Below are 24,317 nucleotides of genomic sequence, written 5' to 3'. Positions count from 1 at the left end.
TTGTTGTCTTCAATTTGCGCAACATTCTCATGTTGTATGTGCAAATTGCTGTCTACGTCTATCAACTTGATGATTTTTTAATCACACCATCAAATGTGAAAAAGAGCGGAGAAACCGCTCTTTAATTTTATTTACGCTTACGTTGAATCGCGTGAATTGCACGACCATCTACAGCAAGTGCAGCTTCATGAACAACTTCAGAGAATGTTGGGTGACCAAAAGTCATCAACTGAAGATCTTCAACAGAAGATACAAATTCAAGAGCGATCATACCTTGGTGAACGATATCAGATGCTGCAGGTCCAATCACATGCATACCTAATAAACGGTCAGTTTTTGCATCAGCAACGAACTTAACAAAACCTGCACCTTCACCAGCAGCTAAAGCACGACCATTTACAGCAAAACCGAATTGACCAGTTTTTACTTCATGACCTTTTTCTTTAGCTTGTTCTTCAGTTAAACCAACCCACGCCGCTTCAGGGTGTGTATAGATAACAGAAATGATTGTGTCATAGTTTACTTGAGCAGCATGACCGTGAATACGTTCAACAGCCATTACACCCTCTTCCATTGCTTTATGAGCAAGCATTGGACCGCGAACTAAGTCACCAATCGCATATACACCTTCTACAGAAGTTGCACAGTGATCGTTTACTTCAACTAAACCACGTTCAGTTAATTTAATGCCTGAATCTTCAGCCAATAAACCTTCTGCATAAGCTTTACGGCCAACACAAACGATTAATTTGTCAAAAGTTTGAGTTTTTTCTTCGCCACCTTGAGTGTATTTAACAGTCACTTCACGACCATTAACTTCAGTGCCAGAAACTTTAGCACCAACGCGAATATCAAGACCTTGCTTAGTTAAAAGCTTTTGGTATTCTTTTGCCAAAGCTTTATCAGCCATTGGCAAGAATGCATCCATTGCTTCAAATACAACAACTTCAGCACCAAGACGACGCCATACTGAGCCAAGTTCTAAACCGATTACACCTGCACCAATTACACCTAAACGCTTAGGTACTTCTGGGAAGTTTAATGCGCCAGTTGAATCAACAATAATATCTTGATCTACAGGAGCTACAGGAATATTTACAGGCACAGAACCAGACGCAAGAATCACGTATTTAGGTTCTAAAACTTGAGTTTCACCTTCATGAGAAACGAACTCAACTTTTTTACCAGCAAGTAATTTACCTGTACCTTTTAACCACTCAATACCGTTGCCTTTAAGCAATTGGTCGATACCGCCAGTTAATTGGTCAACAATTTTGTCTTTACGAGCAAGAAGTTTTGCAAGATCGAAATTCACTTCACCAGTTGTAATACCGTGATCAGCTAAGTGATGCACTGTATCTTCATAACGATGAGAAGAATCAAGCAAAGCTTTAGAAGGGATACAACCTACGTTTAAGCAAGTACCACCTAAAGAAGGCTTACCGTTGTGAATACGTTTTTCAATACAAGCGACTTTGAAGCCTAGTTGAGCAGCACGAATCGCAGCTTCATAACCACCAGGACCACCGCCGATGACAACAAGATCAAATTGTTGAGACATTTTTATCTCCATAAACCAAGATAGAGGATCGCTCTATCCTGGTAGGTATTTATTCGAAGAAATTAAAGATCAAGGATGAGTTTAGCTGGCTCTTCTAACAATTCTTTGATTGCTACTAAGAAACCTACAGCTTCTTTACCATCGATCATACGGTGGTCGTAAGAAAGCGCTAAGTACATCATTGGCAAGATTTCAACTTGACCATTTACCGCCATAGGACGCTCTTGGATTTTGTGCATACCCAAGATACCAGTTTGCGGCTGGTTCAAAATAGGAGTTGAAAGCAATGAACCGAAAGTACCACCGTTAGTGATAGTGAAAGTACCACCAGTCATTTCTTCGATAGATAATTTACCATCACGTGCTTTAGCAGCATAAGCAGCAATACCTGCTTCAACTTCTGCGTAGCTCATACGGTCCGTATCACGTAATACTGGTACAACAAGACCACGATCAGAAGATACTGCAACACCGATGTCATAGTAACCGTGATAAACGATATCGTCGCCATCAATTGAAGCATTTACAGCTGGGTAACGTTTAAGCGCTTCAGTTGCTGCTTTAACGAAGAATGACATGAAGCCTAAACGAGCACCATGACGTTTTTCGAAAGCATCTTTATATTGCTTACGCAATTCCATGATTGGCTTCATGTTAACTTCGTTAAATGTAGTTAACATTGCAGTTTCTTGAGTAGCTGCAAGAAGACGCTCAGCAACACGTTTACGTAAACGAGTCATTGGAACGCGTTTTTCGATACGCTCGCCAACAGCAACGCTTAACGGAGTAACGTTAGCAGCTGGTTTAGCTTGATGGTTTGCAACATCTTCTTTAGTGATACGACCACCACGACCAGTACCTTGTACGTCAGAAGCAGCAATACCAGATTCAGTTAACGCTTTACGAACCGCAGGAGCTTGATCAGACACAGTTTCTGTACGCTCAACAACAGGAGCTGCACCAGCTTGAGTTTGAGCAACTGCTTGTTCTACTGCTGCAGGAGCAGCAGCTGCGCCAGCACCAGCTTCGAATTGAGCAATAACTTCGTCAGAAAGAACTGTATCGCCTTCACCTTTAATGATTGCAACCAAGCTACCATCTGCAGGAGCAACAACTTCTAAAACAACTTTGTCGGTTTCAATATCACAGATTACTTCATCACGTGATACAGGTTCACCCACCTTTTTATGCCAAGTTGCGATGGTGCCATCTGCAACAGACTCTGGGAATACCGGTGCTTTAATTTCGGTTGCCATTATTGAGAATCTCCTGATTGTTCAGCTTCGATTGCCAATGCATCATTAATTAGCTGAGCTTGTTGTTTTGCATGCAAGTACGGTGAGCCACAAGCTGGTGCAGCAGAAGCTTCACGACCTGCAAAACTGATACGGATTTGTTTGCCAGATTTTAAGATATCGTCATATAAACGCGGTGCGATAAACAACCAAGCGCCTTGGTTCTTCGGCTCTTCTTGTGCCCAAACGAGTTCTTTCACATTTGGATAAGCAGCCAAGATTTCTGCAAGACGTTGCTCTGGATATGGATACAACTGTTCAATACGTACGATTGCAACATTAGTTAAGTTTTGTTCACGACGTTTTTCGAGTAAGTCGTAATAAACTTTACCGCCACAAAGTACGAGACGAGTTACATCTGACTTGTTAATTTGATCGATTTCGTCAATTACAGTCTGGAATGAACCATGTGCTAGCTCTTCTAAAGTAGAAGTTGCAAGTTTATGACGAAGTAAAGATTTCGGTGACATTACGATTAATGGCTTACGAATTGGGCGTACAGCCTGACGACGTAATGCATGGAAAATCTGTGCAGGTGTCGTTGGAGTGATCACTTGCATGTTGTCTTCAGCACATAACTGTAAGAAACGTTCTAAACGAGCTGAAGAGTGCTCTGGACCTTGACCTTCGAAACCATGTGGTAACAACATCGTTAAACCACAAACACGCTCCCACTTAGTCTCACCAGAAGCAATAAACTGATCAATCACAACCTGAGCACAGTTTACGAAGTCACCAAATTGTGCTTCCCAAATAATTAAGCTCTTAGGAATTGTAGTTGCGTAACCATATTCAAATGCAAGAACTGCTTCTTCAGATAACAAAGAATCGTAAATCGCGAAACGTGGTTGGTTCTCTTTAACATGACAAAGAGGAATGTAAGTTGAACCGTCAACTTGGTTATGCAATTTCGCATGACGGTGTGAGAAGGTACCACGACCTACGTCTTCACCAGTAATACGAACTAGATAATCTTCATCCAATAAAGTCGCATAAGCTAAAGTTTCTGCTGCACCCCAGTTTAAAGGAGTTTCACCAGTTTGCATTTTCACGCGATCTTCAATTACTTTTTGAACCTGACGCTGCATTACAAACCCTTCAGGAAGTTTGCTCATGCCCTCGCCTAATTCTTTAAGGCGGTTCAAGTCAAATGAAGTATCCCAATCGTCTGTATAGTCATGGCCCAAATATGGAGTCCAATCAACAAACATTTTGGTATTTGGTTCAAGAATCAATGCATTTGCTACATGATTACCCGCTTCTAAATCAGAACGGTAATCTTCAACCATTTGATCAGCTTCAGCACGATCAAGTACTTTCTCTTGTACAAGTTGATCAGCATAAAGTGTACGAGTAGTTGCTTTCTTCGCAATTACTTGATACATCAATGGTTGTGTACCAGATGGCTCATCCGCTTCGTTATGACCACGACGGCGATAACAGAACAAATCGATAACAACATCTTTACGGAATTCGTGACGGAAATCATGTGCTAATTGAGTAGCAAAGATAACAGCTTCAGGATCATCACCATTTACATGGAAAATCGGTGCCTGAATCATTTTAGCAACGTCTGTACAGTACTCTGTAGAACGCGCATCACGTGGATCAGAAGTTGTGAAACCAACTTGGTTATTCACAATAATATGAACCGTACCACCAACTGTATAGCCACGAGTTTGTGACATTTGGAAGGTTTCCATGTTCACACCTTGACCTGCAAATGCAGCATCACCATGAACAATAACTGGCAATACGTCATCACCGCCGATGTCTCTACGACGTACTTGACGCGCACGCACAGAACCTTCAACTACAGGACCAACAATTTCCAAGTGAGATGGGTTAAATGCCAATGCCAAGTGAACTTCACCACCTGGAGTCATTACATTACTTGAGAAACCTTGGTGGTATTTAACGTCACCAGAACCTTTCTTATGAAGTGATTTACCTTCGAACTCACCAAACAAGTCCGCCGGATTTTTACCCATAATATTAACAAGAAGGTTCAAACGGCCACGGTGTGGCATACCGATAACAACTTCTTTACAACCTACAGCACCAGCACGCTGGATAATCTCATTTACCATAGGAATAAAAGATTCGCCGCCTTCAACACCAAAGCGTTTAGCACCGACGTATTTATTACCGAGATATTTTTCTAGCCCCTCAGCAGCAGTTAAACGCTCTAAGAAGCCTTTCTTTTGATCATTTGAGAAATTGAATTTACCACGGGCACTTTCAAGACGCTGTTGAATCCAACGTTTTTCTTTTGTGTCCACGATGTGCATGTATTCAACACCGATTGAACCACAATAGATTGCTTCCATTGCTTCAATCATTTCGGCAAGCGTTGCTTCGCTCTTGCCAATCTCAAGATTGCCTGTATTGAATACTGTATCTAAATCTGATTTGGTTAAACCGTGTGCTGAAAGATCTAAATCAGGAATATCTTCACGCTTAGCAAGACCTAATGGATCTAATTTAGCTTTTTGATGTCCGCGATTGCGATAAGCAGCAATAAGTTGTAAAACGCCAATTTGACGACGCTCATGCTCAGTACTTACAGTACTTTGTACAACAGGTTGAACACGATTAGCATTACGTCCTAGTAATAGGAATTGCTCACGCACAGCGCTGTGTGGTTGGTCACCCTTTGGATATTTATCGAAATATTGGCGCCAGTCCTCAGCGACGGAGGTTGGGGAAGTCAGGTACTGCTCGTAAAGTTCTTCAATATACGCTGCACTATCAGCGGAAAGTTCAGTGTCAAGACGCAATGCGTCAGCAACTTCTTGCATTTGTGGACCCATTTCCTATTGCAAAAAATATTACAGGCTGCCTTTTAAGCACACCCATGATGCATAATGTCAAATTGGTAAAAATGACACTACTTACCCAACAGGTCTTCAAGACCATGGGGCGTCATACTACCTAGAGAGAAAACTCCATAGGTAATTAATGAATCACAACGCCCTCAATGGCATCATCACTCACCTTATACTCGATTAAAACCGAGCAATTTTTTGCAAATCTTTTTAGAAAAATTAACTATACAATTAACTTTTCTAAAATGACTTTGACCATAAAAATTAAGCACTGATCTAAGATCGTGCCACTTAATTTAATTTCACTAGTATACGCTTTTTTTACCTACAACTTTGTGGCAAATCGTATCATGTTCTTAACGAACGATTGATTTTTTTGACACATACCATCTATAAATTGGCGAAATACATATCCAATTTTATCTATTAATATATGGTGCTTTATATAAAAACCCCTCTTTTAACGACTAAAGTATAAGACGTCTATTATAAAATTAAAAAAAAACGCACATCAAGGATGTGCGTTCTCTATTTGTGCAGAATTAACCCGCTTGATCTAACAACATATTACGGATGTGACCGATAGCTTTTGTTGGATTCAAACCTTTAGGACATACTGACACACAGTTCATGATACCTTTACAGCGGAACAAACTGAATGGATCGTCAAGACGAGCCAAACGATCTGCTGTCGCAGTATCACGAGAATCGATAATAAAACGGTATGCATTCAACAATGCTGAAGGACCCAAGAATTTATCAGGGTTCCACCAGAATGATGGGCATGAAGTTGAACAACATGCACAAAGAATACACTCATACAAACCATTTAAGTGTTCACGCTCTTCCGGAGACTGTAAACGCTCTTTAGGTGGAGCTGGCTGGTTATTGATCAAGAATGGCTGAATTTTGTCATATTGATCATAGAATTGGTTCATATCAACAACCAAATCTTTAACAACCGGCAAACCTGGCAATGGACGAATTACGATTTTCTCTGGTAGGTCATTAAGGTTTTGCAAGCAAGCTAAACCATTCTTACCATTGATGTTCACACCATCAGAACCACAAATACCTTCACGGCAAGAGCGACGGAATGTTAACGTTTCGTCTTGAACTTTCAAAGCAAGCAATGCATCAAGCAACATACGGTGCTTATCAGTCAATTCAAGTTTGAAAGTTTGCATGTACGGCGCTTTATCCTTATCAGGATCATAGCGGTAGATTTCGAATGTACGAGTACCTCTACTCATCTTTATACTCCCGATTAGAATGTACGTGGTGCTGGTGGAATTGGATCAACAGTTAACGGCTTGAAGCGCACTGGCTTATATTCCAAACGGTTATCTGATGAATACCATAAAGTATGTTTCATCCACTCATCATCACGGCGACCGTATGAATAAGTTGGGTGATCAGCTGGTAATTCATAGTCAACTACCGTATGCGCACCACGACATTCTTTACGCGCAGCAGCTGAAATTAATGTAGCTTTTGCAACTTCATATAAGTTTTCAACTTCAAGCGCTTCAACACGTGCAGTGTTAAATACTTTAGATTTATCTTTCAAGTGAATGTTACGCACACGCGGTTCAAGAGCAAGAATCTCTTTAACACCTTTATCAAGCAATGCTTGAGTACGGAACACACCAGCGTGGTCTTGAACGATATCACGAATTGCATCAGCAACTTCTTGTGCATTTTCACCAGAAGTTGATTCATCCAACTTACGTACGCGATTTAAAGTTTGCTCTAATACGTTTGTTGGAAGCGGTGCATATTCATCACCATGATGCTTAGTTACGTAGTCGATAATGTGCTCACCAGCAGCTTTACCAAATACAACCAAGTCAAGAAGTGAGTTAGTACCTAAACGGTTTGCACCATGTACTGATACGCAAGAACATTCACCAATTGCATAGAAACCTTTTACAGGTTTAGTGTAGTTGTCTGTACCAGGTTCTGGTAAGCACACTTGACCATGCATATTCGTAGGAATACCACCCATTTGATAATGGATTGTTGGCACTACTGGAATTGGTTCTTTAGTAATGTCTACGTTTGCGAATTTTTTACCGATCTCAAATACAGATGGTAAACGCTTCATGATTGTGTCAGCACCTAAGTGAGTCATATCAAGTAAGATATAATCACCTTTTGGACCACAACCACGACCTTCTTTAATTTCCTGATCCATAGAGCGTGATACGAAGTCACGTGGAGCCAAGTCTTTTAAAGTCGGTGCATAACGTTCCATGAACGGTTCGCCGTCTTTGTTACGAAGGATCGCACCTTCACCACGACAACCTTCAGTTAACAATACACCTGCGCCCGCAACACCCGTAGGGTGGAATTGCCAGAATTCCATATCTTGTAATGGAATGCCAGCACGAGCAGCCATACCAAGACCGTCACCAGTGTTGATATAAGCATTTGTTGATGCACGGTAAACACGACCAGCACCACCAGTTGCAAATAAGGTTGCTTTTGCTTGGAATACGGCAATATTACCAGTTTCTTGGTCAATTGCAGTCACACCAAGCACATCACCTGCTTCGTTACGGATCAAATCAAGAGCGATCCATTCAACGAAGAATTGAGTACCCATTTTCACGTTGCTTTGATAAAGCGTGTGCAATAATGCGTGACCAGTACGGTCAGCAGCAGCACAAGCACGTGGAACTGGTTTATCACCATAGTTCGCAGAGTGACCACCGAACGGACGTTGGTAAATTGTACCATCAGCGTTACGGTCAAACGGCATACCCATGTGTTCAAGTTCATACACAACTTTTGGTGCTTCACGACACATAAATTCAATTGCGTCTTGGTCACCTAACCAGTCAGAACCTTTTACCGTATCGTAAAAGTGGAAATGCCAGTTATCTTCTTGCATGTTACCTAACGACGCACCGATACCACCCTGAGCAGCAACTGTATGTGAACGTGTTGGGAAAACTTTAGTAAGTACAGCAACTTTCAAACCTGCTTGAGCAAGTTGGTAAGATGCACGCATACCAGAACCACCACCACCAACGATAACAGCATCGAAAGTGAGGTTTTGAATATTTGAATAATCTTCTTTAGGGTTTATCGCGCCCATGATATCTTCCTATCAATTCGCCCAGAAAATCTGGATACCCCAGATTGCGTACACAAACACTGCAATAATGACAGCCGTAGTCAGTACAAGGCGTAAACCTTTCGCTGAAGGACCCATTTGACGAGTAGTGACATAGTCAGTGAAAACTTGCCACATACCAATCCATGCGTGTGCGATAAGCGACAAAATTGCCAATAAAGAGAAAATCTTCATTGGTAATGTCATCATGAAGCCAGCCCAATGTTGATAGTCAAATCCGCCTTTGCAGAGAATCCAACCAAAAAGAACAACAGTATAAGCTGCCAATACCACAGCACTTACACGCTGGATAAACCAATCACGAGAACCTGAACCTGTTAAACCTGTAGCACTTTTCATTAGAACATAATCCATACAAAGGCTGCGATAATGGCTACCACAGATAAGATCAATGAAATTGTCGCTGCAATACGACCGCTTTGCAGTTCTTCAGCAAAACCTAGATCTGCAAGCAAATGCTTAACCCCAGCAATAAAGTGGAAAATTAAGCCGGCTACAAATACCCACACGACAAAACGTACAAGGATATTTCCGAAAACGACATTTTTAACGTAGTCAAATCCTTCTGGTGAAGATAATGATTTATCTAGAATCCATAAGAGAACTGGTACTAATAAGAAAACGATGACACCTGATAAACGGTGTAAAATTGATGCAATAGCCACGGGTGAGCGTAAATTTACCGCTAACACCTGACCCATGGACAAATTGACAGGTCTGTTGCTTTTCACAGCGGGCATCCTGTAGGTAGAAACTCCGACCGGAGTTTGTTGAATTAATTCCAAGGAAAGCTGGCATTGTTAGGCAAGCACAGCTCATGCCTAACCTATAAACGACACTGAATTATAAAACGCGAAATATCAAAATACAAACAATCCACTTTGCCTTTTCCGCAAAAACTCATTAAATAAGAATCATTCACATAGCCAAACAGTAGTCTTCCCTATCCAAAATTTAAGAGTAAACAAAACATGTGCTTGTTTAACAACATCTTTTATAAAAAATATCTTTTCTACTGCTTTATCTAAAATAAGTGAGTTTTAGACTAAAGATAAAGTTAATAATTCATCAAGCCTAATCAAAATCATAAACCAAATTTACCGTTACATACTAATTTTAATCATTTTTATTTTAAAAATATCCACTATCATCATTTATCTTAAATGTAATAAAGAGCTACTTGACTCTTAACAGTGAGTAGTATTTTTACAAAAAAAAGAGTTTTAAATTTTTAAGGATGTTCAACAAGCTATTTTTTAAACAATTAAACTTAAAAAAAGTACAACTTTTGGAATTATCAAATAGTGATAATTAAGCATTTTTTGAATCGCAATTTAAAATTACAGACTGAGTTTTATGATTTTTTTAAGCGGATTGGCATTTTATGACCACGTCTGATTCTTAATTCTAATTTAAAAATTTGCTTACAATTGTACTCACGCTTCATTTTTTTTCTGCACGTTCTTCTTGAATTGACTTATGATACCATCCCGATGCAGTGATTTTACTGACTTTTTTGCTCGGGTCTTGATGACTAACTCTCTGTGGGAACGTCATTTTTTATCCATAAGTATAATTGACAAAATTTCAGTACTCACTAATCTTATAGCAAATTTTGACACCGTCTGATTCGCACATGAGAAAATTAGGATTTCGAGTCAGATAATCATTCACCAGGACAGGAGATCTATTGAATGTCTGAAGCAACTGGCAAAAAAGCCGTATTACATCTTGATGGCAAAGAAATTGAATTACCAATTTACAGTGGCACATTAGGTCCCGATGTAATCGACGTTAAAGATGTATTGGCCTCAGGTCACTTTACTTTTGATCCTGGTTTTATGGCGACAGCTTCATGCGAGTCTAAAATCACATTTATCGATGGTGACAAAGGTATTTTATTACACCGCGGTTACCCGATTGACCAGTTAGCGACTCAAGCAGACTACCTTGAAACTTGTTATTTATTATTAAATGGTGAGTTACCAACCGCTGAACAAAAAGTTGAGTTCGATGCGAAAGTTCGTGCTCACACTATGGTTCACGATCAAGTTAGCCGTTTCTTCAATGGTTTCCGTCGTGACGCACACCCTATGGCAATCATGGTTGGTGTAGTTGGCGCATTATCTGCGTTCTATCACAACAACCTTGACATTGAAGACATCAACCACCGCGAAATTACCGCGATTCGTTTGATTGCTAAAATTCCAACGCTTGCTGCTTGGAGCTACAAATATACTGTAGGCCAGCCATTCATCTATCCACGTAACGACTTAAATTACGCGGAAAACTTCTTACACATGATGTTTGCAACTCCTGCAGACCGTGACTACAAAGTAAACCCTGTTCTTGCGCGTGCAATGGATCGTATTTTCACGCTTCATGCTGACCACGAACAAAACGCTTCTACGTCTACAGTTCGTCTTGCTGGTTCTACTGGTGCGAATCCATATGCGTGTATCTCTGCTGGTATCTCTGCTCTTTGGGGACCTGCACACGGTGGCGCGAACGAAGCAGTTCTTAAAATGCTTGATGAAATCGGTAGCGTTGAAAATGTTGCTGAGTTCATGGAAAAAGTTAAACGCAAAGAAGTTAAACTTATGGGCTTCGGTCACCGCGTTTACAAAAACTTCGACCCACGTGCTAAAGTGATGAAGCAAACTTGTGACGAAGTTCTTGAAGCATTAGGTATCAACGATCCTCAATTAGCGCTTGCTATGGAACTTGAACGTATTGCATTGAACGACCCGTACTTTGTTGAACGTAAACTTTACCCTAACGTAGACTTCTACTCTGGTATCATCCTTAAAGCGATTGGCATCCCAACAGAAATGTTTACTGTTATCTTCGCTCTTGCACGTACAGTTGGCTGGATCAGCCACTGGTTAGAAATGCACAGCGGCCCTTACAAAATTGGTCGTCCACGTCAGCTTTACACTGGTGAAGTGCAACGTGACATCAAGCGTTAATATTCGAAAGAACATTAATGTAAAAAAGCTGCCTAATGGCAGCTTTTTTTATAAATAAGTTTTTTAAAAGTTATTCTTCTTCAAATATATTTAACAAGTGATGACTAATACCATCAGCTCTTAACCAAGCCAGCTCATAACTTGCTTTAGCCAAAGCCAAGACACGTCTTTCAAATTCAGTCCATATGTCTTTAACTTGTGCTTCTGAAATACCCAAACCACTTTCAGATGCAAGATGCTTATTTTTTTCACATATTTTTAAGGCATGATAGAGTTTACGGCCTTTACTCGCCCCTTCCATTAACCGAACACGCTTACTTAATATAAACCCTTCCACATGCTGGATATTTGCCTGTGGCAACATAGGCACCAAAATTTGGTCTAATTGATCATCTAAGCGCTTCCAGACAGCTAAACGCTGCTCTACTGTATAAGTATTCCATTGAATTACTTCATGGTTAAAACGGCGACAACCACGACATACTTGATCACCAAAAACTGTTGAACAACGCCCTGCACATGGGGTGAGAGAGAGCGTTCGATGATCATTACTCAAAACAAACTCCTTAAATAAACCATATACTTTTTATGGTTTTCTCGCTTATTACAAATTTTCGCGCTAAAATACGCGCCTTAAATTTCTATCTTAATACATTTGGAGTATTCCATGAACGCTACTGTAGAACAGCTTGCACCTGTAGAACAGCAAGCGACCGCAGGTTGGGTTGTTGCAGCACTATATCAATTTAAAGAAGTTCAAGATCCGGCCGATCTTCAACTACGTCTTTTAGACTTAGTGAAAACAATTAACCTTTGCGGAACTCTGATTGTAGCAGGTGAAGGAATTAATGGTACGGTTGCAGGAGACCGTGAGGCAATTGATACTATTCATCAATTTTTATTAAATGAAGGCTTCAATGCTATGGAATACAAAGAATCCCATAGCTCTGACAAACCTTTCCGTAAAATGAAAATTAAGCTTAAAAAAGAAATTGTGACTTTAGGTGTAGAAGTAAAACCTCGTGATTTAGTTGGTCACTATCTTGATCCTAAAGAATGGAATGAGCTTATTGCACGCGATGATGTCATCTTAATCGACACACGTAATGACTATGAATACAAAGCCGGCACTTTCAAAGGTGCAATTGACCCTAAAACAGAAACATTCCGCGAATTTCCTGAGTACGTAAAAAAAGAATTAGAACAACATAAAGACAAAAAAATTGCGATGTTCTGTACTGGTGGTATTCGTTGTGAAAAATCAACTTCTTTACTTCTTCAAGAAGGATTTAAAGAGGTTTATCACCTAAAAGGCGGTATTCTCAAATATTTAGAAGAAACACCAGCTGATGAAAGTCTTTGGGAAGGTGAATGTTTCGTATTTGACGGACGTACTGCGGTAACTCATGGAGTCGAAGAAGGCGCAAACATTAAATGTCATGCTTGTGGCTGGCCTTTAACTCCTGAAGAATCAGCGCTACCAAGCTATGAACATGGTGTTTCTTGCGTATATTGCATCGATAAAACGACAGAGAAACAAAAAGCTGGTTTCCGTATGCGCCAGTCACAAATTGCTGCTGCTAAGCGTAAACGCCTATAAAATTAAAAAGTAACTTCAAAAGGCATTTAGTTTTCTAAATGCCTTTTTTTGTTTCTACTAAATAAGTGCTAATAATAAAAAACGCCCTAGAAAGGACGTTATTTATTATTTCTTCTAATAAATTAATTTGGAGTATGGTACATCAAATATAATTCATTCAAATTATCTGGAATTTCTTCTGCCAGTTCATCCATTAACTGTCCATTGCGACGGAAAGACTCCATTTGTGGATCTTCTTCATCAATTCCACTAAAAACCATGATCGGTAAAGTCAAATCAACCAATTGTTCTTCATACTCAGGAGCAAACCATGCTTCTTCATTTAAGAACATTGCATCAACAAACCCTACACTCCAATCGCCTAGGCTTGATTCAACATCAGCTTCTTCAACTTCAAATGGAAATTCAATCCCATTTTCATTTGCTAAATCTTGACGAATCGACTCTAGCCAAACCTTGATTTGCTGAATAATTTCTGCCGGAACCTTTTTCTGGTTACCTTCGAATAATTCATCTAACCAGCGGTCAAACTGAGGGCCTACTGCAATTGCACACAAAAAACCATGAGTTGCAGCAAAGTCTAAACCATACTCATTGTGGTCTCCATCTAGATATTCACTTAACTGGTCTAAATCTAATGCACTCATTGTGTTACCTGACTTTAAAAAGAAATTGACGATAGCATAGCACTTAAGCCGACGATGCCCTATTTAGTTTTGATTAGTCTTCATCATCAAGATCATCATCGTCTAAATCATAATCGAAATCTTTTAACTCACGCTCTAAACGGCGCTGTGCCAATAGATCATCAATTAATCTACGTTTTTCCAACGATTCTTTTGCACTGATTTTGCCTGATGACTCATCAAAACCGACATCATCATCATCGCCGTAGTTATCATCTAGTTCAAAATCTGTAGAAGACACTAAAACTACCTCATAATGAAAAAATGTGAATGGGTCTAGCCGCTATTTATCTGTCTTACTTTTCCTTGTCAAGTTTTATTTATATTTTTTTCATTTAATTGCTCATTTGTACTTTTTTTCGCCCAAAAAATTGTGTATTTATAAAACAGCACAGTCTTTTGATAATCGAAGATTTCTACAAATTTTTCTATGATTTAAACTTGAAAAAAATGATTTTAGCCCAATATTCAAAAAATAGTCGTGAATTCAAAGATATTTTTTATTTAACGGTCACCGATCAAAGCCGAAACATTTCAAGCAAATTGTGCTATCATGCACGGTTTTTCACTGCCACAGATTCAACAAAGAGTAAGCAAAGATGAGCGATATGCATTCCCCTACTTCTCAAGTAGCGGCTCTGATTAGCCGAGGCAAAGAACAAGGTTACTTAACTTACGCTGAGGTTAACGATCATCTGCCGGACTCGATTACTGAAAGCGAACAGATTGAAGACATCATCCAGATGCTTCAAGACGTTGGTATTCCTGTACACGAGCGTGCACCTGAATCTGACGATACCATGTTCGGCGAGTCAGCTGACGCAACTGATGAAGTTGCTGAAGAAGAAGCTGCTGCCGTACTTGCATCTGTTGAAAATGAGCCTGGACGTACGACAGACCCTGTACGTATGTACATGCGTGAAATGGGTACAGTAGAACTATTAACCCGTGAAGGTGAAATCAGCATTGCCAAACGTATTGAAGAAGGGATTCGTGATGTCCTGAACTCAATCGCTTACTGGCCAAATGCTGTTGAAGTTGTATTAAAAGAATATAATGATTTTTTAACTGGCGAACGCCGTCTTGCCGATATTTTATCTGGCTACCTCGATCCTGAAACTGATGAAGATATTCCTGAAGTTTTAGAAGAAGTTGAAGAGCTTGAGGAAGAAGACGAATCATCTACAAAGTCAACGAAAGAAGTTAAGCTTGATGATGACGATGAAGAAGAAGAGTCTGAAGGTGATGATGACTCTGAAGGCGATTCAGGCCCAGACCCTGAAGTTGCAAAAGTTCGTTTTGCTGAGTTAGAAGCTGCATGGGCTCAAACTAAAGCTGTGATTGAAAAACATGGCCGTAATAGCCCTGAAGCAAATGAAGCTCTTGAGTCTTTAGCAACTGTATTCATGATGTTTAAATTTACTCCACGTTTATTTGACATCATTTCAGAAATGATTCGCGGAACTCACGAGCAAATCCGTGCCAACGAACGTGAAATTATGCGTTATGCAGTGCGTCGTGGCCGTATGGATCGTACTCAATTCCGTACATCTTTCCCTAAACAAGAATCTAATCCAGCTTGGTTAGATGAACAAATTGCTAAAGCTCCTGCAGAAATCAAAGCTCATTTAGAAAAAGTTCGTCCAGATGTCTTAGCATTCCAGCAAAAGATTGCAGATATTGAGAAAGAACTTAATTTAAGCGTTGCTGAAATTAAAGATATTTCTAAACGTATGGCGATTGGTGAAGCTAAAGCACGTCGTGCGAAAAAAGAAATGGTAGAAGCTAACCTTCGTTTGGTAATTTCGATTGCGAAAAAATACACCAACCGTGGTTTACAGTTCCTTGACTTGATTCAAGAAGGGAACATTGGTTTGATGAAAGCCGTAGACAAGTTTGAATACCGTCGTGGTTATAAATTCTCGACTTATGCAACTTGGTGGATTCGTCAGGCAATTACCCGTTCTATTGCAGACCAAGCACGTACAATTCGTATTCCTGTACATATGATTGAAACGATTAACAAGATTAACCGTGTCTCTCGTCAGTTATTACAGGAAATGGGCCGTGAACCTACTCCAGAAGAGTTGGGCGAACGTTTAGAAATGGACGAAGTCAAAGTTCGTAAGGTTCTTAAAATTGCTAAAGAACCAATTTCAATGGAAACTCCAATCGGTGATGATGAAGATTCGCATCTTGGGGACTTTATTGAAGACCAGAACATCACTTCTCCAATTGATGCTGCGACTTCAGAAGGCTTAAAAGAAGCAACTCGTGAAGTTCTAGAAAACTTAACTGAACGTGAAGCTAAAGTATTGAAAATGCGTTTTGGTATTGATATGCCAACCGATCATACTTTAGAAGAAGTTGGTAAACAGTTTGATGTAACACGTGAACGTATTCGTCAAATCGAGGCGAAAGCATTACGTAAATTACGTCACCCTTCTCGTTCTGAACACTTGCGTTCTTTCTTAGAGAATGACTAAGTTCTGAAATCTTGAAATTTCGATACTAGTCCCCATTTAATAGAAAGAGCTACAAACGCCTGCGATGATGCAGGCGTTTCACATGATGAGGTTACTTATGTTAGACCGCACTCCATCTCGCGAACTCCGTGAAGACCTTTGGGTATTTCCAATGGACTATCCAATTAAACTCATTGGCGATGCGGGTGAAGAATTACGTATAGCTGTAGTTGATATTCTAGTAAAACATTTTCCTGACTTTGACCAATCAACGTTAAAAGTACAAGAATCTCGTACAGGCAAATACCATTCATTAACCGCACAATTACGTTTTGATGAATTGGAACAAGTTCATGCTTTATATGCAGACTTGGCTGCTTGTCCGCAAATAAGAACTGCACTTTAATTTTAAGATGCCATGACAACTTTAATGTCGTGGCATTTTTATTTATATCAATCTTATTATAAATAACGATAAATATTTAGAACCGTTTAAGCAAAATACTTTAAACTCATCAAGAGCATACTCTCATAACTCAAAGTTGAGAGACTGCCCTTCTGTTTAGTACATCGCACAGGAAAATGTTTAATGAGCCTTGATAAACCCACTTTGATTATTCGTCAGTGGAACGATTTACAAGATTATCAAAGCAAATTCGAATTGATGAAGAACCTGACCAATCAACGTGATGAAAACACACCCGACGAGCTATGGTTGCTCCAGCATCACGAAGTATTAACTCAAGGTCAAGCTGGAAAACCAGAACATATTCTAATTCCATCCAATATTCCTGTAGTTCAAACTGATCGTGGTGGACAAGTGACATGGCATGGACCTGGTCAACTGGTGGCTTACTTTATGTTTGATCTTAATCGGCTAAAGTGGAATGTGCGTACATTGGTTAGTTTTGCTGAACAATTTATGATTGATGTTTTAAAGAAATATAATATTGAAGCATATGCAAAACCTGATGCTCCAGGCGTATATGTAAATGATAGAAAAATTGGTTCCTTAGGTTTCAAAATTCGTCGTGGTCGTAGTTATCACGGTTTAGCCCTAAACTTGGACTGCGAATTAAATGGGTTTCAAACCATTAATCCATGTGGTTATGCAGGTTTAGAAATGGTTCGCATACAAGATTTAGTGACTCCATATCCATCATTTGAGCAACTTTGTCAGGACTTTATTGAGTATATTAAGGCTTCTGGGTACTTTAATGACCCTGAAGTCAAAATTGAATAAATGATTTTGAGATGGAATAAAAATAGATTAGAGTAATTACTCTAAATTTGCTTTTGCATAATTTTAAGAAGGGATAGCAAGTGATTTCGACAAAAGCTGTAAAGCCCACTCTGCAACTTGCCTACGTTAAGCTCATGATGGATGTTGTTGGTCGTGGCTTAGTCATGGCGAGTCAAGTAGATAGTGAAATACAAGAGGAAGTATCCAAATTTCCTGTTCACTTTGTACTTTCAATGAATGTCTTCCCAAATGGACCAGCATTTTTTGCCCGAGTGACAGAGAACAAACAATTAGAGCTGCTAAAAAGAGCGGAAAAAAAACCTGATTTAACCATTACATTTAAGCATGTAACTCATGCATTTTTGGTTTTCTCATTTCAGGAAAGCACTGCTCAAGCATTTGCAAACGATCGAATGATTGCCGATGGTGATGTATCCGCAGCAATTCGTCTAGTACGCTGCCTAAACAAAATGGAATCTCTCATTTTACCGAAATTGGTAGCTTCACTCGCAGTTAAAGAATACCCAACCGAACTCACCCTAAAAGAAAAATTCAACGAAGCTGCAAATATTTATTTAAAAGTAGCTAAGTCTTACTTCAAGCGGAGCGCATAGCATGGCTAAACCATATTACGAATTCTTTTGTCCTGTAAAAGTCATTGCCGGTAATGCTGCTTTAGAACATATTCCGTTTGAACTCGCGACTTTAGGGGCAAAGCGTCCGCTTATCATTACCGATAAAGGCGTTCGCGCGAATGGCTTACTCAACCCTATTGAAGCTGCATTTAGCACGACTGATGCTGTCATTGGCCATGTTTTTGATGATGTTCCACCAGACTCAAGTCTTGAAGTGGTTCGTCTTGCAGCAGAAGCTTATCGTACAAATAAGTGTGACGCGATTATTGCTGTTGGTGGTGGCTCTGTTATTGATACCTCTAAAGCAACCAATATTTTAGTCTCTGAAGGTGGAAATGACCTTCTTCAATATTCTGGTGCACATAACTTACCAAAACCATTAAAGCCATTTTTTGTGATTCCAACCACATCAGGTACAGGTTCAGAAGTGACTATGGTTGCTGTGGTTTCTGACACACAAAAGAATGTGAAATTGGCATTTGCCTCATATTATTTAATGCCACATGCTGCAATCTTAGATCCACGTATGACATTAACTTTGCCACCTCACTTGACGGCAATGACTGGTATGGATGCGTTAACACACTGTGTGGAAGCGTATACTTGTATGGCTGCTAATCCACTCAGTGATGCCTATGCAAGTGCGGGTATCAAAAAGATTAGTGAAAATTTATTTAATGTTTTAGAAAATCCAAATGACTCACAAGGCCGTTTAGAACTCGCACAAGCTTCTACAATGGCAGGTATTGCATTTTCTAACTCGATGGTAGGCCTTGTGCACTCATTAGGACATGCATTAGGTGCAGTTGCTCACCTGCCCCACGGTTTATGTATGAACCTATTCTTACCTTATGTGCTTGAATACAACAAACAAGTCAATGGTCAGAAAATTGGTGAATTACTATTACCTCTAGCTGGTGCAGATATCTATGCGCAAACTCCAGCAACCCAACGTGCAGATAGAGCAATTACAACTATTTTAGCAATGCGTGATCGCTTATTTAGCTTAACCAAGTTACCACGTACCTTGCGCGAAACTGATAAGGTTACTGAAGCACAACTTGATGAAGTTGCAGAAAAAGCACTAAATGATGGCTCTATTATTTACAACCCTAAAGAAGCAAGCTTAAAAGATATACGCGAGATCTTACAAAAAGCTTGGTAATTTAAGTTTTAGCTATCTAAAGAAAAATCTAAGGGTCTGATTTTTATGATAAATCAGACCTTTTTTATATCTATGAATTTTTATTCATCATTTTCTTTGGAAATATGGCAAAAAATTTGCTAAAAAATCCACGAAAGTACTGACAATTTGCATCAATTTAGGATAGATTGGCGCACTTTATCTTTTATGTAGGGGGGATCGTTCGTCTCAAACGATCCTTAACACCAAGCTGATCCTTGATCAACGATTATGAGGATAACGCCGTTGACAAACTTATCTGGGACTAAACCAACAGCTAAACTTCAAAAGAATCTTGTGCTATGGCACATCATTATTATTGGTTTAGCTTATATTCAGCCATTAACTTTATTTGATACTTTTGGTTTAGTATCAGAACGAAGTGGTGGTCATGTACCTACTTCTTATATTTTTGCGTTAGTTGCAATTTTATTGACGTCGATCAGTTATGGACACATGATCAAACGCTATCCTTCTTCAGGATCGGCATATACCTACGCCCAAAAGTCAATTCACCCTAATGTTGGTTTTATGGTGGGTTGGTCATCTTGGCTAGACTATTTACTTTCACCACTCGTCAATATCATTTTGGCCGATATTTATTTAAGAGCATTGTTTCCGGAAGTAAATAATTGGTTATGGGTTATTGGCTTAACTGCATTAATGACTGTGATTAACTTATTTGGCGCACGTTTCGTTGCTCGTTTTAACAGTACAATTGTAGTTATTCAACTTGGTGTTATCTTTTACTTTGTTTATCAAGTATATACCTTGCTTACTCAAGGGGTATATGCTGATGGCACGCTGAATCCAGATAAAGCTGAACTATGGTCACTCACTCCTTTTTGGAATGATATGACTTCTATTAGTGCTTTGATTGGTGGTGCAACAGTACTGTGTTTTTCTTTTACAGGTTTTGATGCTTTATCTTCACTTGCCGAAGAAACAAAGGATGCTGAAAGAACGCTTCCAAAAGCGATTTTCTCAACAGCATTACTTGCTGGTGTCATCTTTATTATAAGTACTTACTTTATCCAGTTATATTTTCCAAGTAACCCAAATACTTATTTTAAGCCTTTAGATGAATCACAACCTGTGATGGTTGCAGCAATTGGCAGTATTGCCTTTAAAACGTTAGTTTTATATTTTGCTGTAGTTGCAGTTATGGCATCGGGTATTTCAGCACACGCTGGCGTATCTCGCTTAATGTATGTAATGGGTCGTGATGGGGTTATCAATAAAAAGTTATTTGGTCATATTAGCCCAAGACTACATACACCAACTTACAACATTCTTATCGTTGGTGTAGTTGCATTGTCTGCTGGCTTTTTAGACCTTGAACATATTGTTAACTTAATTAGTTTCGGGGCCTTAACTGCTTTTAGTTTTGTGAATTTCTCAGTAATTTCGCGTTATGCGCTTAGAGATGGTAAAAACAAATCTATTAAAGATATTATTAATTACATTATCGTACCAACGCTTGGCTTTGCCAGCGTGTTCCTAATGTGGTTGGAGATCGACAAGCTTGCTTTACAAATCGGCTTGGCTTGGGCAGTGGTTGGTGTAGGTTATCTTGCTTACAAAACCAAAGGCTTTAAATACAATGCTCCTCAACACAACGAGCATGAATAATAAAAAAGGCGCTTAAAGCGCCTTTTTTATGGACTTATTATCCAAATATTTTATTTACAATACCTTGTACGCGTTTTGCATAAAGTTTTGCTGTTTCCAAATCCCCTGTTGGAATCTCATCTACACTTGCGTCTGATGGCGACTGAACAAGTAAACCTACTGAACCACCTAGGTTATTAACATCTTCACGTTTTGCATTTTTAGTATTTGCTGGTAACAGACCCAAGCTCACCCAAATACCACCGTGTTGTGATGCTAAAGTTTGTAATTGGATAAGCGTAACTTGCTTATCACCATTTAGACTTGCACTGTTGGTAAAGCCTGCAAATACTTTATCTTCCCAACCACGTGTAAACCAAACTTTTGAAGTTGCATCAGCAAATTTTTTAAACTGCCATGGAGCTGTACCCATGTAAGTCGGAGCACCGAAAACAATACCTTTTGCATTGTTTAATGTTTCCCAATCTTGCTCAGTAATATTACCTTCCTGATCAATCTGGATAAGTTGAGCATTAATTTCATTAGCAAAAGTTTCAGCAACTACTTTCGTGTGGCCATAACCAGAGAAATATACAACCGCAATATTAGAATTAGACATGGGAGAAACCTGTGTTTTATTAAATTCTGTTTTATGATATATTTTAGAAACTAGGTGTCAATTAGTTACCAATTGGTAACTAGTATATTTTTTTAGAAATAAGTAGGTAAATGGTATGAATGAATGTCTAAAATACAATATTTTTCAACAACATTGCCCTGCTCGTTTATTTTTTGAAAAAATTGCAGATAAGTGGGTTTTACTCATCTTAAATATTCTTGAGGAAGAAACTCAGCATTTCAATTTACTCAAAAAGAATATTCAGGGCATTTCTCCTAAAGTCTTGTCACAAAAATTAAAAATGCTAGAAAGAGATGGTTTTATCGAACGTAAAATTCAAGACACTTCACCCATTCGTGTAGACTACTCACTTACACCATTGGGTCAGAATGTCGCATCAATGGCATTCCAATTAAAAGAATGGGCTGAAACAAACATTGAGCAAGTTTTAGCAGCACAAATTATGTATGACGAAAAAATACTAGAACAAGCTTAAATTAAAATTAGATCAAAAAATAAGGCCACCTAGGGCCTCATTTTTTGTATTTAGGAAACTAACCTAAATTTTTAAAACCTTGCTGACGCCATGCTTCGTAAACAATCACTGCAGTTGCATTAGACAAATTCAAACTTCTAGAGTTTTCAGCCATGGGTAACCGAATCCACTGCTCTTGAGGGAACATCAAGCGAACATGCTCAGGCAAGCCGCGTGTTTCTGGCCCCATCAGTAAAGCCACAGGTCGGTTTAAATCAACTGTATGCGGAGTTGCAGAACCCTTCGTCGTTAGAGGAAAGACATGCTCAACACCTTTTGACTTTAAGTCTGCGAGGCATGCTTCAATATTGTCCCAAATCTGCATTCTTGCCCATTCATGATAATCAAGCCCCGCACGTTTAAGCTTTTTATCATCAAGCTCAAAACCTAAAGGCTTAACCAAATGCAATTGAGCCCCTGTATTCGCGCATAGTCGAATAATATTCCCTGTGTTTGCAGGGATTTCAGGCTCGTATAGAACAACATGAATCACTTAATTACTCACTTAAATTACTTGTTGGTTAGCTTAGGCAATAATTACATCTCTTTTGTAGATAGTAATTGGCCTACTAATTCCACTGTAACTGTTCGCGCAAACGTACGACCTCACCAATAATTGTGAGAGTCGGCGCATGAATTTGATGTTCTGTCACTTTAGATGCAATATCAGCAAGTGACCCCACCACAACCTTTTGTTCAGGGGTTGTACCCTTTGAAATTAATGCGACTGGCATATCTGGACGCTGTCCGTGTGCAATCAGTTGCTCACAAATACGTTCCAAGCCCACCAAACCCATATAAAGAACTAAAGTCTGGTTCTCATATACCAGCTCATTCCAAGGAAGCTCAGGAGAACCTTCTTTTAAATGACCAGTTAGAAAACGTACACTCTGAGCATAGTCACGATGAGTGAGCGGAATACCAGCATAAGCTGAACAGCCTGACGCTGCCGTAATGCCCGGAACCACCTGAAATGGTACACCAGCTTGGAACAATTCTTGGATCTCTTCGCCACCACGCCCAAAAATAAACGGATCACCGCCTTTTAAACGACAAACACGCTTTCCTTGTTGAGCATATTCAACGAGTAAAGCATTGATCCCGTCTTGAGGAACAGAATGATTTGAGCGAGCTTTACCAACATATATTTTTGTCGAGTCTCGACGGCATAATTCTAAAATGGGTTGAGATACCAAACGATCATAAATAACTACATCAGCTTGTTGCATTAAACGCAAAGCTTTTAAGGTAAGCAGTTCAGGATCACCTGGACCTGCACCCACCAAATAAACTTCACCTTTAGGTGCTTTCCACTCCAGCAATGCTTGTTCAAGCATGCTATCTGCAACATCACGATTATCGTTAAAAACCTGCTCTTTTAAGGGACTTGCATACAAGTTTTCCCAAAAAATACGGCGTTCATCAGGATTAGAAATTTTTTCTTTAACCTGATTTCGCCATTTTCCAGAAAATTCCGCTAACTTCCCCATTCCATGCGGAATGGATGTCTCTAACTGTGTACGGATTTGACGAGATAAAACAGGAGACGTCCCATTTGAAGCAACCGAAATCACTAAAGGTGAACGGTCAATAATCGCAGGAACCATAAAGCGGCAATGTGGAATATCGTCAACACTGTTTACGAGTAAATTACGTACTTCGCATTGTTCGAAGACTGTTTTATTGACTTGCGGATCATTGGTCGCGGCAATAACGAGTCGATATGGTGGACTTAAAAACTTTTCAGAGAAAACTTCAACAAAATGCTGACCGCTTGTTGCTGTTACTAATTGCAAAAGCTGCTCTTCAATTTCAGGAGCAACAATATCTATTATTGCCCCCGCCTTAGCTAATAAGGTTGCCTTGCGTAAAGCAATATGCCCTCCGCCCACAATCAGACAACGTTGCTGCTGCAACTTCAAAGAGATTGGAAAAATATCCACCT

The 24,317-nt window shown here is 39.4% G+C and carries 22 protein-coding genes and 1 pseudogene; 9 read left to right on the top strand and 14 right to left on the bottom strand.

Features of this window, described 5'->3' with window-relative positions:
• Positions 1-127 precede the first annotated feature (127 nt).
• From lpdA to sdhC, 8 genes and pseudogenes are all read right to left on the bottom strand, one after another.
• Positions 128-1,561, bottom strand: a complete 1,434-nt coding sequence (gene lpdA / locus J671_RS06665; RefSeq protein WP_002051272.1) for a dihydrolipoyl dehydrogenase — start codon at positions 1,559-1,561, stop codon at positions 128-130.
• A gap of 62 nt (positions 1,562-1,623) precedes the next feature.
• Positions 1,624-2,817, bottom strand: coding sequence for a 2-oxoglutarate dehydrogenase complex dihydrolipoyllysine-residue succinyltransferase (odhB, locus tag J671_RS06660; protein ID WP_002051292.1), 1,194 nt, complete (start codon positions 2,815-2,817; stop codon positions 1,624-1,626).
• Positions 2,817-5,657 carry a 2-oxoglutarate dehydrogenase E1 component gene (locus J671_RS06655; protein ID WP_002051480.1) on the bottom strand — a complete coding sequence of 947 codons (2,841 nt, stop codon included), beginning with the start codon at positions 5,655-5,657 and terminating at the stop codon, positions 2,817-2,819. The genes odhB and J671_RS06655 overlap by 1 nt, the downstream gene beginning before the upstream one ends.
• Positions 5,658-5,814: 157 nt before the next feature.
• Positions 5,815-5,943 (bottom strand): annotated as a pseudogene (locus tag J671_RS24905) (hypothetical protein).
• A 283-nt stretch (positions 5,944-6,226) separates the two neighbouring features.
• The gene (locus J671_RS06650) at positions 6,227-6,937 is read right to left on the bottom strand and encodes a succinate dehydrogenase iron-sulfur subunit (protein ID WP_002051353.1); all 711 of its coding nucleotides are present in this window, start codon (positions 6,935-6,937) and stop codon (positions 6,227-6,229) included.
• Positions 6,938-6,951: 14 nt separating this feature from the next.
• The gene (sdhA, locus tag J671_RS06645; protein WP_002051114.1) at positions 6,952-8,787 is read right to left on the bottom strand and encodes a succinate dehydrogenase flavoprotein subunit; all 1,836 of its coding nucleotides are present in this window, start codon (positions 8,785-8,787) and stop codon (positions 6,952-6,954) included.
• Positions 8,788-8,799: 12 nt separating this feature from the next.
• Positions 8,800-9,165 (bottom strand): succinate dehydrogenase, hydrophobic membrane anchor protein, encoded by a 366-nt coding sequence (gene sdhD / locus J671_RS06640; protein WP_031981733.1) that lies wholly within the window; start codon positions 9,163-9,165, stop codon positions 8,800-8,802.
• The gene (gene sdhC / locus J671_RS06635) at positions 9,165-9,566 is read right to left on the bottom strand and encodes a succinate dehydrogenase, cytochrome b556 subunit (RefSeq protein ID WP_001984863.1); all 402 of its coding nucleotides are present in this window, start codon (positions 9,564-9,566) and stop codon (positions 9,165-9,167) included. Before sdhC ends, sdhD begins: the two co-directional genes overlap by 1 nt.
• 954 nt (positions 9,567-10,520) lie before the next feature.
• Between sdhC and gltA the strand changes: the two genes are divergently transcribed.
• Complete coding sequence (gene gltA, locus J671_RS06630; RefSeq protein ID WP_001287579.1) at positions 10,521-11,795, top strand: citrate synthase; 1,275 nt, start codon at positions 10,521-10,523, stop codon at positions 11,793-11,795.
• A gap of 70 nt (positions 11,796-11,865) precedes the next feature.
• On the opposite strand, the gene J671_RS06625 is transcribed toward gltA, so the two are convergent.
• Positions 11,866-12,351, bottom strand: coding sequence for a DUF1289 domain-containing protein (locus J671_RS06625; RefSeq protein WP_022575745.1), 486 nt, complete (start codon positions 12,349-12,351; stop codon positions 11,866-11,868).
• Between the two features lie 111 nt (positions 12,352-12,462).
• On the opposite strand from J671_RS06625, the gene J671_RS06620 reads away from it, so the two are divergent.
• Entirely contained in the window at positions 12,463-13,395 is a 933-nt protein-coding gene (locus tag J671_RS06620) for a rhodanese-related sulfurtransferase (RefSeq protein WP_031981732.1), read from the top strand.
• A gap of 122 nt (positions 13,396-13,517) precedes the next feature.
• On the opposite strand, the gene J671_RS06615 is transcribed toward J671_RS06620, so the two are convergent.
• Together J671_RS06615 and J671_RS06610 are read right to left on the bottom strand one after the other, a co-directional pair.
• A complete protein-coding gene (locus tag J671_RS06615) occupies positions 13,518-14,042 on the bottom strand; it encodes a YecA family protein (protein WP_001274941.1) in 525 nt (174 codons plus the stop codon).
• A 73-nt stretch (positions 14,043-14,115) separates the two neighbouring features.
• The gene (locus tag J671_RS06610; protein WP_000099358.1) at positions 14,116-14,322 is read right to left on the bottom strand and encodes a PA3496 family putative envelope integrity protein; all 207 of its coding nucleotides are present in this window, start codon (positions 14,320-14,322) and stop codon (positions 14,116-14,118) included.
• Positions 14,323-14,680: 358 nt separating this feature from the next.
• Between J671_RS06610 and rpoD the strand changes: the two genes are divergently transcribed.
• The 6 genes from rpoD (at position 14,681) to J671_RS06580 (ending at position 21,239) form a co-directional block, all read left to right on the top strand.
• Positions 14,681-16,567, top strand: coding sequence for an RNA polymerase sigma factor RpoD (gene rpoD / locus J671_RS06605; protein ID WP_004712253.1), 1,887 nt, complete (start codon positions 14,681-14,683; stop codon positions 16,565-16,567).
• 97 nt (positions 16,568-16,664) lie between these two features.
• Complete coding sequence (locus J671_RS06600) at positions 16,665-16,952, top strand: YbeD family protein (protein ID WP_002051390.1); 288 nt, start codon at positions 16,665-16,667, stop codon at positions 16,950-16,952.
• A gap of 183 nt (positions 16,953-17,135) precedes the next feature.
• Positions 17,136-17,789, top strand: a complete 654-nt coding sequence (lipB, locus tag J671_RS06595; protein ID WP_022575744.1) for a lipoyl(octanoyl) transferase LipB — start codon at positions 17,136-17,138, stop codon at positions 17,787-17,789.
• 80 nt (positions 17,790-17,869) lie between these two features.
• Positions 17,870-18,403, top strand: a complete 534-nt coding sequence (locus tag J671_RS06590; RefSeq protein ID WP_002051257.1) for a hypothetical protein — start codon at positions 17,870-17,872, stop codon at positions 18,401-18,403.
• Between the two features lies 1 nt (position 18,404).
• Positions 18,405-19,589 (top strand): iron-containing alcohol dehydrogenase, encoded by a 1,185-nt coding sequence (locus J671_RS06585; RefSeq protein ID WP_031981729.1) that lies wholly within the window; start codon positions 18,405-18,407, stop codon positions 19,587-19,589.
• A gap of 264 nt (positions 19,590-19,853) precedes the next feature.
• On the top strand, positions 19,854-21,239 hold the full coding sequence (locus tag J671_RS06580; protein WP_081404822.1) for an APC family permease: 1,386 nt from the start codon (positions 19,854-19,856) through the stop codon (positions 21,237-21,239).
• A 37-nt stretch (positions 21,240-21,276) separates the two neighbouring features.
• On the opposite strand, the gene J671_RS06575 is transcribed toward J671_RS06580, so the two are convergent.
• Positions 21,277-21,837, bottom strand: coding sequence for a flavodoxin family protein (locus tag J671_RS06575; RefSeq protein ID WP_002051305.1), 561 nt, complete (start codon positions 21,835-21,837; stop codon positions 21,277-21,279).
• A 115-nt stretch (positions 21,838-21,952) separates the two neighbouring features.
• Between J671_RS06575 and J671_RS06570 the strand changes: the two genes are divergently transcribed.
• Positions 21,953-22,333 (top strand): winged helix-turn-helix transcriptional regulator, encoded by a 381-nt coding sequence (locus J671_RS06570; RefSeq protein ID WP_016803845.1) that lies wholly within the window; start codon positions 21,953-21,955, stop codon positions 22,331-22,333.
• A 58-nt stretch (positions 22,334-22,391) separates the two neighbouring features.
• Here the strand turns inward: J671_RS06570 and J671_RS06565 are convergent, their stop codons facing one another.
• Together J671_RS06565 and cysG are read right to left on the bottom strand one after the other, a co-directional pair.
• Positions 22,392-22,865 (bottom strand): tRNA (cytidine(34)-2'-O)-methyltransferase, encoded by a 474-nt coding sequence (locus tag J671_RS06565; protein ID WP_002051239.1) that lies wholly within the window; start codon positions 22,863-22,865, stop codon positions 22,392-22,394.
• A gap of 76 nt (positions 22,866-22,941) precedes the next feature.
• Positions 22,942-24,315, bottom strand: coding sequence for a siroheme synthase CysG (gene cysG / locus J671_RS06560; protein ID WP_031981726.1), 1,374 nt, complete (start codon positions 24,313-24,315; stop codon positions 22,942-22,944).
• Positions 24,316-24,317 lie beyond the last annotated feature (2 nt).

It is taken from the genome of Acinetobacter sp. 1130196 (assembly GCF_000588095.1).
Lineage (GTDB): Bacteria > Pseudomonadota > Gammaproteobacteria > Pseudomonadales > Moraxellaceae > Acinetobacter > Acinetobacter nosocomialis.
This window is presented reverse-complemented; position numbering and strand designations above follow the sequence as displayed.